Annotated in this window: 8 protein-coding genes; 4 read left to right on the top strand and 4 right to left on the bottom strand. The window is 72.2% G+C overall.

What is annotated here, in order from left to right:
* Positions 1 to 131 precede the first annotated feature (131 nt).
* Genes bioB through ACQP26_RS08520 form a run of 3 tightly spaced genes read left to right on the top strand, consistent with a single transcriptional unit; the run spans position 132 to position 1,860 of the window.
* On the top strand, positions 132 to 1,127 hold the full coding sequence (bioB, locus tag ACQP26_RS08530) for a biotin synthase BioB (RefSeq protein ID WP_269701110.1): 996 nt from the start codon (positions 132 to 134) through the stop codon (positions 1,125 to 1,127).
* Positions 1,128 to 1,134: 7 nt separating this feature from the next.
* The gene (locus tag ACQP26_RS08525; protein WP_433495372.1) at positions 1,135 to 1,350 is read left to right on the top strand and encodes a hypothetical protein; all 216 of its coding nucleotides are present in this window, start codon (positions 1,135 to 1,137) and stop codon (positions 1,348 to 1,350) included.
* Between the two features lie 3 nt (positions 1,351 to 1,353).
* Positions 1,354 to 1,860, top strand: a complete 507-nt coding sequence (locus ACQP26_RS08520) for a GNAT family N-acetyltransferase (protein ID WP_433495371.1) — start codon at positions 1,354 to 1,356, stop codon at positions 1,858 to 1,860.
* 62 nt (positions 1,861 to 1,922) lie between these two features.
* On the opposite strand, the gene ACQP26_RS08515 is transcribed toward ACQP26_RS08520, so the two are convergent.
* Both ACQP26_RS08515 and ACQP26_RS08510 read right to left on the bottom strand, forming a co-directional pair.
* A complete protein-coding gene (locus tag ACQP26_RS08515; protein ID WP_433495370.1) occupies positions 1,923 to 4,361 on the bottom strand; it encodes a non-reducing end alpha-L-arabinofuranosidase family hydrolase in 2,439 nt (812 codons plus the stop codon).
* A gap of 213 nt (positions 4,362 to 4,574) precedes the next feature.
* Positions 4,575 to 7,442: a glycoside hydrolase family 9 protein gene (locus ACQP26_RS08510; protein WP_433495369.1), complete on the bottom strand. Its 2,868-nt coding sequence runs from the start codon at positions 7,440 to 7,442 to the stop codon at positions 4,575 to 4,577.
* Positions 7,443 to 7,869: 427 nt separating this feature from the next.
* Here ACQP26_RS08510 and ACQP26_RS08505 point away from each other — a divergent pair, with 427 nt between their 5' ends.
* Positions 7,870 to 9,435 carry an aldehyde dehydrogenase family protein gene (locus ACQP26_RS08505; RefSeq protein WP_433495368.1) on the top strand — a complete coding sequence of 522 codons (1,566 nt, stop codon included), beginning with the start codon at positions 7,870 to 7,872 and terminating at the stop codon, positions 9,433 to 9,435.
* Between the two features lie 174 nt (positions 9,436 to 9,609).
* Here ACQP26_RS08505 and ACQP26_RS08500 read toward each other — a convergent pair whose 3' ends face one another.
* The gene (locus tag ACQP26_RS08500) at positions 9,610 to 10,698 is read right to left on the bottom strand and encodes a GNAT family N-acetyltransferase (protein WP_281578616.1); all 1,089 of its coding nucleotides are present in this window, start codon (positions 10,696 to 10,698) and stop codon (positions 9,610 to 9,612) included.
* 79 nt (positions 10,699 to 10,777) lie between these two features.
* The gene (locus tag ACQP26_RS08495; RefSeq protein WP_269701122.1) at positions 10,778 to 11,482 is read right to left on the bottom strand and encodes an amino acid-binding protein; all 705 of its coding nucleotides are present in this window, start codon (positions 11,480 to 11,482) and stop codon (positions 10,778 to 10,780) included.
* Between the last annotated feature and the right edge of the window lie 121 nt (positions 11,483 to 11,603).

Below are 11,603 nucleotides of genomic sequence, written 5' to 3'. Positions count from 1 at the left end.
CCCCGCCGGGCGCTTCCGCGGGGCGAAGTTACCACCCGCGCCGAGGGCCCCGGCGTGGCGCGGTCCCGGCTCGCCGGAGTGCCCGTGGCGGCGGTTTCCCGCGCTCACGGTGGCCTGTTAGGTTACGAGCCATGCCAGAGATCCTCGACCAGGCCCGCGAGCGGGTGCTGGGCAACGGCGTCGGCCTCGACGAGGCCGGCATCCTCGCGGTGCTGAACCTTCCCGACGAGCACCTGCCCGCCGCACTCCAGCTCGCCCACGAGGTCCGGATGCGCTGGTGCGGTCCGGAGGTCGAGGTCGAGGGCATCGTCTCGCTGAAGACCGGCGGCTGCCCGGAGGACTGCCACTTCTGCTCGCAGTCCGGCCTGTTCACCTCGCCGGTGCGCTCGGTCTGGCTGGACATCCCGGCGCTGGTCGAGGCCGCGAAGCAGACCGCCGCGACCGGGGCGACCGAGTTCTGCATCGTGGCCGCCGTGCGTGGCCCGGACGCCCGGCTGATGAAGCAGATGCGCGAGGGCGTCGCCGCCATCCGCGCCGAAGTCGACATCCAGGTCGCCGCCTCGCTCGGCATGCTCACCCAGGAGCAGGTCGACGAGCTGGTCGAGATGGGCGTGCACCGCTACAACCACAACCTGGAGACCTGCCGCTCCTACTTCCCGAACGTGGTCACCACGCACTCGTGGGAGGAGCGCTGGGAGACGCTGCGGATGGTCCGCGAGTCCGGCATGGAGGTCTGCTGCGGCGGCATCCTCGGCCTCGGCGAGACGGTCGAGCAGCGCGCCGAGTTCGCCGCTCAGCTCGCCGAGCTGGACCCGCACGAGGTGCCGCTGAACTTCCTCAACCCGCGCCCGGGCACGCCGCTGGGTGACCGCCCGGTGGTGGAGGGCAAGGACGCGCTGCGCGCCATCGCCGCGTTCCGGCTGGCCATGCCGCGCACCATCCTGCGGTACGCGGGCGGCCGCGAGCTGACCCTCGGTGACCTGGGCACCCGCGACGGCCTGCTGGGCGGCATCAACGCGGTGATCGTCGGCAACTACCTGACCACGCTGGGTCGCCCGGCCAACGCCGACCTGAAGCTGCTGGAAGACCTGAAGATGCCGGTGAAGGCGCTCTCGGCGACCCTGTGAGGCAGCGGTGACCGAATCCTCCCCCGCCACGGCCGCCCCCGTCGCGCTCTGGTGCGACAGGTGCGGCGAGTCGGTGACGGCCGGGCCGCACCCGGCGTGCGAGGCGGCGCGGGCGTGGGAGCCGCCGCGCTGGTGCGCGTCCTGCCGGCGGCGGATGAAGGTGCAGGTCGTACCGGCCGGCTGGTCGGCGGTCTGCGTCGAGCACGGCGAGCGGCGGGGCTGAGGCGTGCTGCGCGGGCGGGCGGTGACGTTGCGGCCGGTGACCGACGCCGACGTGCCCGCCCTGGCCGCGATCCGGGCCACCCCGGAGGTGCGCCGCTGGTGGCGCGGCGGTGACGACCTGGCCGAGTCGGTCCGGGCCGACCTGGCCGACGACGCGGTGACGATCTACGCCGTCGAGCACGAGGGCCGGCTGGTCGGCGCGATCCAGTGGTACGCGGAAACCGACCCGGACTACCGCCACGCCAGCCTGGACGTCTTCCTCGACCCGGCGGTACGCGGCTCGGGGCTGGGTGGCGACGCGATCCGCACGCTGGTCCGGCACCTGATCGACGAGTACGGCCACCACCGGTTCACCATCGACCCGGCGGCGGCGAACACGGCGGCGATCCGCGCGTACGCGAAGGTGGGGTTCCGCCCGGTGGGCATCATGCGCCGCTACGAGCGCGGGGCGGACGGGCGCTGGCACGACGCGCTGCTGATGGACCTGCTCGCCGAGGACCTGGCCGGCTGACCGGACGGGCGTGCCCGGCACCGCACGGGTGCCGGGCACGCTCTGTTCGAACGGTGTGACGGTCAGCGCTGGAGGGTCAGCACACCCGGCCGCCACGGCAGCAGGTTGTAGTCGCCTCCCGCACTGGGGTTCTTGCCCTGGTACAGGAACTGCAGGTTGCAGGGGTCGATGGTCTTGGTCTGGTCGGGGTTGGTGCGGACCAGGTCACCGTGGCTGATGTCGTTGGTCCACGTCGCGCCGCTGTTGGCCTTGCCGGCGAAGGGGTTGCTCTCCGTGGCGGCCTGCGGGGTCCACGAGCCGTTCAGGCTGTTGGACGTGAACGACCGGAAGTAGCGTCCCTGGCTCCCGATCGCCTCGACGATCATGAGGTACTGGTTCTGGCCGGCCACCTTGTAGACCTCGACGCCCTCGAACAGGTTGTTCGTCGAGTCGGTCATGATCGTCGTGTAGCTCGAGCCGAAGCTGCCCGGGAAGTTCCCGAGCGGCATGCTCGACCGGTAGATCTTGCCGTTGTCCCCGGCGAAGAACAGGTACATGTTCTGGTCGTCACCGATCAGGGTCTGGTCGATGACGCCGTACGGGGCGTCCGGCAGGGTGGCGGTGGACAGCGTCTGCGCCGAGGACCAGCCGTTGGCGTTCGTCGGGTCGCTCGACGTCTTGTAGCTGAACGAGGTCGGTCCCCACTGGTACGCCAGCACCCAGATGTTCTTCGGCGCGAAGTACAGCAGGGTGGGCGCCACGGTGCCCTGGCTCATTCCGTTCTGGCCGGCCGAGGCCATGTCGGACCAGTTCGTGAACGGGGTGAAGTTCATCGAGCTGTACTGGCCGCTGCTGTTGACGTACGACCCGTAGACCAGGTGCTTGCCGTTGTAGACCACGTTCGTGAAGTCCTTGAGCGAGACCCAGCCGTTCTGCGGGTTGGCCAGCGCGCCGGTAGACGACCACCGGTAGGTCGACGGGAGCGAGCAGCCGCCCGGCGGGGGCGTGGTGGTGGCCGGCGGCGGCGTGGTCGGCGAGGTACCGCCACCGAAGTTGGTCCGCCACTGCTGGTTGGTCTGCCCGTGGCAGTCGTACAGCTGGACCTGCTGGCCGTTGCCGGTGCCCCAGACGTCCAGGCAGCGGCCGGACTGCACACCGCTGATGGTGCCGTTGGAGTTGATGTTCCACTGCTGGTTCGACTGGCCGTTGCAGTCGTAGATGATGATGCCGGTGCCGTTGCCGGTGGCCGCGCCGTTCGCGTCGAGGCACTTGGTGCCGTAGACCATCAGCTGCTTGCTGGAGGTGTACGTCCACCGCTGGTTCGACTGGTTGTTGCAGTCGTAGAGCTGCACCCGCGTGCCGTTGCTCTGCGAGGAGTTCGGCACGTCGATGCACCGGCCCGACTGCACGCCGACGATCTGGCCGGCGCCACCGCTGGGCGGCGGTCCCGTGGTCGGGGTCGTGGTCGGCCCGGAGGTCGGGGCGGCCGCGTTGAGCGCGTTGAGGACCGAGGTGTACGCGGCCTTCTTGTTGCCGCCGCCGTCGAACAGCAGCGGGCTCTCGTTGGAGCGCCACGAGTCGCTGTCACGCACGCCCCACACCGTGATGCCGATGCAGCGCGGCACGTTGATGCACGCCTGGGTCAGACCCGCGTACTGGCTGGTCGAGGAGTTCGTGACGTCGACCTCGGTCAGCGCCACGTCCACACCCAGCGCGGCGAAGTTCTGCAGCGTGGTCTGGAAGTTACCCGGCAGCGAACTGCCGCCGGTGAAGTGGGTCTGCAGACCCACACAGTCGATCGGCACACCACGGGACTTGAAGTCCCGGATCATGTTGTACACACCCTGCGTCTTGCCGTACGACCAGTTCTCGATGTTGTAGTCGTTGTAGCAGAGCTTCGTCGACGGGTCGGCCGCCCGCGCGGTGCGGAACGCCACCTCGATCCAGTCGTTACCGGTGCCCTGCAGGTTCGAGCTGCGGCGGCTGCCGTCCTCGTTGAACGCCTCGTTCACCACGTCCCACGCGGCCAGCTTGCCCCGGTAGTGGGCCATCACGCCGTTGATGTGGTCGATCATCGCCTGACGCAGGTTGCTGCCGTTCAGGCTCTGCATCCAACCCGGCTGCTGCGCGTGCCACGCCAGCGTGTGACCACGGACCTTCAGGCCCCGCTGCGTGGCCCAGTTGTAGATCTGGTCACCCGAGGAGAAGTTGAACTGGCCCCGCTGGGGCTGCGTCGCGTCCGGCTTCATCTCGTTCTCAGCCGTGATCATGTTGAACTCACGCGCCGCGATGGTGCTGTACGTGGAGTCGCTCAGCCGGCCCGCCGCGATCGCCGTGCCGAAGTACCGGCCCGACTGCGCGGCGGCCGCGCCCAGCGTGCTCGCGGCGGCGTTCGCCGACGGCATCATGACCGCGACGGCGGCCACCGTCACGGCGCTGACCGCGCCGGCGAGCAACGCTCGGACCACGGGCGATCGCCGTCGCCGACTCCCGCCGCGATGAACTGATGGGCTCATTGCCATCTTGGCCTCCTTACTGGCCAACACCCAGGCCGTCGGGGCGGGACGACTGGACGTCTCGATAGGGGATCTAGCTCCGTCGATGCTTCCATCGCGCACCGACGGGGACAATGGTGTTTCGGAAAAGTTTCGGAACGTTTTTGGCCGCGCGGGGCGGGGCGAGGCGTGACCGGTCACCCGGGGTGCGGCACCGGCCACGCCACGCCACCTCGACGGTCAGGAGACCGTGCAGGCGGCCCCGTTGAGCGTGAAGCCCGTCGGCCTCGGGTTGGCGCCGGTGTGGGTGCCGTTGAAGCCGAAGCTCGTCGACGCCCCCGGTGCCAGCGCCCCGTTGTAGGACAGGTTCGACGCGGTCACCGCCGTGCCGGTCTGGGTCACGTTCGCCGACCAGGCCTGCCCGACCTTCTGCCCGGCGTTGCCGAAGGTGAACGCCAGCGTCCAGCCGTTGATCGCCGTGGTGCCGGTGTTGGCGACTGTGACGTTCGCGGTGAACCCGGTGTCCCAGGAGTTCGCCGTCCAGGTCACCGCACAGGCGCCGCCGGCAGGCGGCGCGGTGGTGGTCACCGTGACGCCGGGCGAGGCGGGCGAGACGTTTCCGGCCGCGTCCACCGCCACCACCGTGAACATGTACGTGGTGGAGGCGGTCAGCCCGGTCACCGCCAGCGTGGTGCCGGTGGACGAGCCGACCAGGACGTTCCCGCCCCGGTAGACGCGGTAGCCGGTGACGCCCACCGCGTCGGTGGACGGACCCCAGGTCAGCGTCAGTCCGGTCGCGCCGACCGCCGAGGCGGTGGGCGTGCCGGGCGCGGTCGGCGCTGTGGTGTCCGGCGCCGGGCCGGCCGGCGTGGTGACGCTGACCGCCGCCGACGACGCGGACCTGTTGCCGGCGCCGTCGAGGGCCCGCACGGTGAACTGGTACGTCCGCTCCGGCGTCAGCCCGGTCACGGCCAGGGTCGCCCCGGTGGAGGCGGTGACGACCGGGTCGGCGCCGGCCGAGGCACGGGTCACCTCGTACCCGGCCAGGCCGCTGCCGCCGGTGTCGGTGGACGCGGCCCAGCTCAGCGTGAGCCCGCTGGACGTGACGGCGGACGCGACGGGCGTGCCGGGCACCGAGGGCGCGGTGGTGTCCGGTGTGGCCGGTCCGGGCTCCTCGCCCCAGACGCGCACGCCGCCGGAGTAGAGCGGCACCTTGGGGTTGGGCCCGGCGGTGGCCTGGTACGACGGGTCGTTCGTCGGGTCCCAGGTGCCGCCCTCCGGCACCCCGATCTTGAACTGGACCTCCATCCGGTGCTGCGACTGACCGGCCGGCGCGATGGTGTAGCCGGTGCAGTCGACCTCGACGTACCAGATGTCGCCGGAGAACTGCTTCGCGGCCGACGGCGACGGGCAGCCCTGGGTGTAGCCGGGCGTGACGGTGACCGGTCCGGTGCCGTCGGGCCGGAAGAAGTACCGGAACTTACCGGTGGTCAGTGCCCGGGCCGGGAACGCCGACTTGTTGTAGATGACCGCCTTGAGCCCGGTGGCGCGCGGCTCGGCCTGCATCACTGTGGTCTCCACCGTCAGCTCGTCCATGTCGGGCGTCTCGGCGGACGGGAAGCCGGCGCGCGGGCTGCCGCCGTACTCGTTGGCGAGCCGGGCCAGCGCGGAGGTGAAGCCGGCGTTGTAGTCGGTCGCCACCTCGTTCATCACGTAGTCCGACCGGCTGTCGGTGTACGCGTCGTTCGCCGAGGACGGGCCGCCGACGAGCGCGCCGTAGAGCACGTGCCGGGTCTCGGTGGGTACGGTCTGGCTGTCCCACCAGGAGCCGTGCGCGGTGCGGTGGTGCGGGTTGCGCGGCGAGTTGGCGCCGAAGCCGATCTGGTAGCTGGAGTTGCGCGGGTTGTCGCCGAGCGCGTAGTTGATCTGCCGGACGGCGAAGTCGTGGTAGCGCGTCTTGCGCGTGGTGTCGGTGGTCTTGTCGCTGTAGACGAGCGCGGCGAACGCGGTGTTGGAGGCGTACCGCAGCGCGCCCCAGGAGTCGAGCACCGCCATCCCGCCCGGCGAGTACGGCACCCGCTGGCCGTTGACGCCCACGGTCCAGTAGTCCAGCCACCGGTTGGCGTCGTCGGCGTACTTCTGCTTGCCGGTCAGGTTGGCCAGCAGCACGTACGCGCCGAACTGCTTGTTGTCCCAGGCGATGGTCCACTTGTAGGAGCGGGTGGTGGACTGCGGTTCGGTGCCGAGCTTGTCGTACTCGCTCTCGGCCTTCGCCAGGTAGGTGGCGTCGCCGGTGGCCCGGTACAGCCAGATCGCGCCCCAGACCAGCTCGTCCTGGTAGCCGCTCCACGACTTGTAGAAGCTCGTCGCGTCGGTGATGCACTCGTGGTAGCTCTTCCGCACCGTGTCGGCGAACGTGTAGAGCTGCTTGGCGTGGCCGAGCAGCTTGTCCGCGTAGGTCGCGTCGGTGGGCCGGAACACCATCGACGAGGCGGCCATCGCGGCCGCCGTCTCCCCCGCCAGGTCCGCGCCGCCACAGCTCGCGTCGATCTTGTACGCGGGCCGCGCCATCGGCATCACCTCGGCCGGACCCCACCACTTGTGGTCGTCGTCGCCCTTGCCGACCTGTCCGTAGAGGACGTTCGGGGCGGGGTGCGCCTTGACGAAGTAGTCGTTGACGAAGCGCAGGTTGTTCAGCAGGTGGGTGAGCTGGCCGGAGGCGACGTACCCGTCGCGGTACTCGACCGCGCCCCACGCCAGCATGGTGGCGCTGAACGCCATCGGGAAGCCGAACTTCACGTGGTCGCCGGCGTCGTACCAGCCGCCGGTGAGGTCGACGCCGACATCGGCGCCGTCGGTCAGCGCGGAGTCGCCGCGCCAGGAGACCCGGTTCCAGGAGGGTTTGCGGCCCGACTGCTGCGCCTCGTAGAAGAACAGTGACTTCTGCAGCGCCTCGGCGTAGTTGAACGTGGCCGCGGCCTGCGGGGCGGCGGACGCGGGTGGCGGGGCGGCGACGGCCGTGGCCACGCCGACGGCCAGCGCGGCGCCGGCGGCGAACAGCCGGCGCAGCCGGGACCGGCCTCCGGGCGACGGGATCGGACGGGGCATGGCGAGCTCCTGTGGCTGGCGCCGGGGCGGCAGCCGGAGCGGGGACGGGTTCGGGCTCCGGCTGCCGCGCGGCGGTGGTGGTGGGTGTCCACGAGAGATTCGGGAGCGCTCCCATGGACAATCGACAATGTAATGCGCCGTTCACCACAGGGGAAGAGCACGCTGATCCGGGACACCCGGGGCGTACTCACGGGTAACCATCGGGAGCTGGATCACACCATCGACATCATTCGATATTTAGGCTGTTAAGCCCCAGCTCAGCGGCCTCGCCACCATCGCGTACGCGCCCCGGACGGCCCCGGTGGCGGCTCGGCCGTCCTGGCATACGAACGTACTGTTGCCCGGCCGTTCGGCCCCGCGGGACAGTACGCCTCACCTGCGGTGCCATCGATGCCGCCGCTCCCCGGACGACACTGAGGAGATCGCGATGGCTCTACGACTCGCCGAAGGCACCTCCTGGTCCGACACGCTCGCCCGGGCGGTCGCCGCCACGCCCGAGGCGTTCGGCACCGGCCCCGACGGCGCTCCCACGCTGCACAACCTCGTCCAGGGCGACTGGCGCGCGCTCGGCACGCCCTCCCCCGTCCGCACCCCGGTGGACAACACCGTGCTGGTGCACCTCGCCCGGCTCGACGCCGAAACGGCCCGCGCCGCCGTCGCCCACGCCGCCGACGCGCACCGGGAGTGGGCACGGACCCCGCTGGCCGAGCGCGTCGCCCGGGTCACCGAGGCGCTCGACGCGCTCACCGCGCACCGCGACCTGCTCGCCCTGCTGCTGGTCTGGGAGATCGGCAAGCCGTGGCGGCTGGCCTGCGCCGACGTGGACCGCGCGCTGGACGGCGTGCGCTGGTACGTGCAGGAGATCGAGCGGATGCTCGCCGACGGGCGGGAGCCGCTGCCCGGCCCGGTCAGCAACATCGCCTCCTGGAACTACCCGATGAGCGTGCTGGTGCACGCCGAGCTGGTGCAGTTGCTCGCCGGCAACGCGGTCATCGCCAAGACGCCGTCGCAGGGCGGCGCGCTCTGCCTCACCGTCGCGCACGCGCTGATGCGCCGCGCCGGGTTGCCCGCCACGCTGCTGTCCGGCAGCGGCGAGGAACTGTCCGAGGTGCTCGTCCGCGCACCGGAGATCGGCGCGGTGGCGTTCGTCGGCGGGCGCTCCAACGGCGGCAAGGTCGCCGCCGCGCTGCTCGACTGCGACAAGCGGCACTTCATCGAGCAGGAGGGCCTCAACGCCTGGGGCATCTGGAACTTCTCCCAGTGGGACTCGCTCGCCGCCCACCTGCGCAAGGGCTTCGAGTACGGCAAGCAGCGCTGCACCGCGTACCCCCGGTTCGTGGTCCAGCGCGACCTGGTCGACGAGTTCCTCGACATGTACCTGCCGGTGGTCCGCTCGATCCGGTTCGGGCACCCGCTCGCCGTCGGTGACGACTGGTCGGCCGGCGACCCGCTGCCCGAGCTGGACTTCGGGCCGCTGATCAGCGCCGCGAAGGCCGACGAGCTGCGGCGCAAGGTCGACGAGGCGGTACGCGGCGGCGCCGTGCCGCTGCACCGCGGCAAGCTCGACGGCGCGCCGTTCCTGGACGGGCAGGACACGTCCGCGTACGTCGCCCCGGCCGTGCTGCTGGCCCCGCCCGGCCGCTCCCGCCTCATGCACGCCGAGCCGTTCGGCCCGGTGGACACGATCGTCGTGGTGGACACCACCGACGAGCTGCTGGCACAGATGAACGCCTCGAACGGCGCGCTCGTCGCGTCCCTCGCGTGCGACGACGAGGAACTCGCCGGCAAGCTGGCGGTGGACCTCCAGGCGTTCAAGGTTGGCATCAACAAGCCGCGGTCCCGGGGCGACCGGGACGAGCCGTTCGGCGGCCGGGGCGCGTCCTGGAAGGGCGCGTTCGTCGGCGGTGACCTGCTCGTCCAGGCGGTCACCGTGGGCGGCGACGGCCGGCTCTACGGCAACTTCCCGGACTACAGCAGCTACCCGGCCACCTGATCCGCACAGACGGGCGGGGCCCCCGCATCGGGAGCCCCGCCGTGTCACCGTCCCCCGTATCGGAGGTCGGCCCCTGTGGCGCGTGACCGCGCCGGTTCCGGCCGCCGGGCCGTACCCCTCGGGTGTGCCGCGCCGTTGCGGCGCACCTCCGTGGTCCGGCCGGCGGCCGTCAGCTCAACTCGACCGCTGCGCCGGCACCGTCACCTCGGCCCGCACGACCGGATCCGCCGCCGGCCGCGCGGCCAGCGGCAGCGTCGCGGTGAGCACGCCGCCGTCGCGTTCCATCGCCACCGGCCGGTCCAGCCGGCGCAGCGTCCGCAGCATCGGCGTGTTCTCGGACTGCACGTGCAGCAGCACGGCGGCGTACCCGGCCCGGTCGGCGTGCCCGACCAGGCGGCGCAGCAGCGCCGAGCCGAGACCCCGGCGCTGCCAGTCGTCGCGGACCAGCAGCGCCGCCTCGGCCTCGTCGCCCTCGCCGAGCAGGTTCGCCATCGCCACGACCGGCTCCGCCGCCCCGCCGGAGCCCGCCGTGGCGAGCAGTGTCACGCCCCGCGCCGGCTCCAGCAGCCGCCGCAACCGGGCCGGCGACGGGTCCGCCGCCCCGCTCAGGTAGCGCCGCTGCCGGCTGCGCGCCGAGCAGGCGGCGTGCAGGTCGCGTACGCCGGGGATGTCCTCGGCGGTCGCGGCCCGCACCGAGACCTCGCCGCCGTCCGGCAGCACCAGCGTGATCCGGTCGGCGTCCCGGCGGGCGAGCGTCGCCGCCAGCTCGACCAGGGCCTGCGCGCGGGCGTACTCGGCCGGGGTGAAGCTGGGCTCCCGGCGGTGCAGTTCGTGGGCGCCGCCGGCCGGGTCGGCGAGCACCATCGTCGTGCCGCCCACCCCGCCCGGCGCGACGGCGGGTGTCGGACGCCAGGTCACCGTGTCGGCGCCGAGCAGCGTGCGCAGCACCTCGCCGGTCGACTCCGGGTCACGGACCAGCCGCCCGGCGAGCCCGAGCACCCGAGTCGGCTCGTCGGCCAGCCCACGCGCCCCGCTGCGCGCGACCCAGCAGTCCCGGCCCCGGCCCCGCTCCACGGCGGCCCGCAGCTCCGCCTCGGTCACCTGCTCGGGCGCGTCGACCAGGAAATCGTCGACCGCCCCGGCCTCGGTGGTGTGCACCTGCACGCTGAGGATGTTGACCCCGCGCAACGCGAGGCTCGCCGTGAGCACCGACAGGTAGCCCGGCCGGTCGTCCACGGTGGCTCGGATCCGCCACAGCGCCATGGTTGTCTCCCTTCCTCAGCACCGACCATGCCGTCCGCCTGTTGCGGGCCCGTTGCCCCGGGTGACGCCGGCCGACCGGTCAGGTGACGGTGGTCACTGGCGGCGTGCCGACCAGGTCCAGCCGGTCGCCGAGGATCACCGCGCTGGCGCGGACGAGCTGGGCGAGCCGGTCCACCTCGGTGGAGTGGAACCCGGCGGCGGCGAGCGGCTCGCTGTGGTCACGGGCGACCACGAGCACCAGCCCGGCCCGGCCGAACGGCGCCACCGCGTAGTGGTGCCCCTCCGGGCTGGTCATGGAGCGCGCCCGCAGCGGGGTCACCTCCGGCAGCCGCGGCGGTGACGGCGCCCGCCAGCTCGCGTGGCCGATCGCGGCGACGCCGGCCTCGCCGCTGCGCGAGGCCCAGTCCAGGGGTACGACGGCGGCCACCGCCCAGTCCGCGGCGAGCAGCCCCGGGACCGCGTCGACGAGCGTGGCCACCCCGTCGACCGGGTTCGCCGCCACCTGGGCGAGCAGTTCGGCGTCCTGCCCGGTGGTGGTGGGCGCGCCGATCGCCCGCCACACGCCGTCCACCCGGACGCCGGGGATCGCGGCCAGCCCGGCGAGCATCCGCTCGACCCGCGCCGCACCCGGCCAGACCACCGTGAAGTCGTCCACCGCCCGGCCGCCGAGCCGTTCCAGCACCACCACCTGCACGATGTCCGCGCCGGAGACGCCGAGTGTCCGGGCCACCTGGCCGAGCGTGCCCGGACGGTCCGGCAGGGTCACCCGAACTCTCAGCAGCATGTCTGATCCCCTCCGCTCGGCGGGCCGGCCGAGCGGCCGGCAGGCTGGGGCCCAGCCTGCCGGTTGACCATTTCGCCCCTGTTGCAGGGGCATGTCCCGCCGGGAAAACCCGACCTTGACA

The organism is Micromonospora sp. CA-248089 (assembly GCF_050948515.1).
Classification (GTDB): Bacteria; Actinomycetota; Actinomycetes; order Mycobacteriales; family Micromonosporaceae; genus Micromonospora.
Note: the sequence above shows the minus strand (reverse complement) of the source record. Positions and strands in the feature narration are given on the sequence as shown.

What these genes read in the sequence shown, in the direction of transcription:
- bioB (WP_269701110.1), top strand. Translation starts at nt 132, where the DNA reads ATGCCAGAGATCCTCGACCAGGCCCGCGAGCGGGTGCTGGGCAACGGC.
- ACQP26_RS08515 (WP_433495370.1), bottom strand. Translation starts at nt 4,361, where the DNA reads ATGGCAATGAGCCCATCAGTTCATCGCGGCGGGAGTCGGCGACGGCGA.
- ACQP26_RS08510 (WP_433495369.1), bottom strand. Translation starts at nt 7,442, where the DNA reads ATGCCCCGTCCGATCCCGTCGCCCGGAGGCCGGTCCCGGCTGCGCCGG.
- ACQP26_RS08505 (WP_433495368.1), top strand. Translation starts at nt 7,870, where the DNA reads ATGGCTCTACGACTCGCCGAAGGCACCTCCTGGTCCGACACGCTCGCC.
- ACQP26_RS08500 (WP_281578616.1), bottom strand. Translation starts at nt 10,698, where the DNA reads ATGGCGCTGTGGCGGATCCGAGCCACCGTGGACGACCGGCCGGGCTAC.
- ACQP26_RS08495 (WP_269701122.1), bottom strand. Translation starts at nt 11,482, where the DNA reads ATGCTGCTGAGAGTTCGGGTGACCCTGCCGGACCGTCCGGGCACGCTC.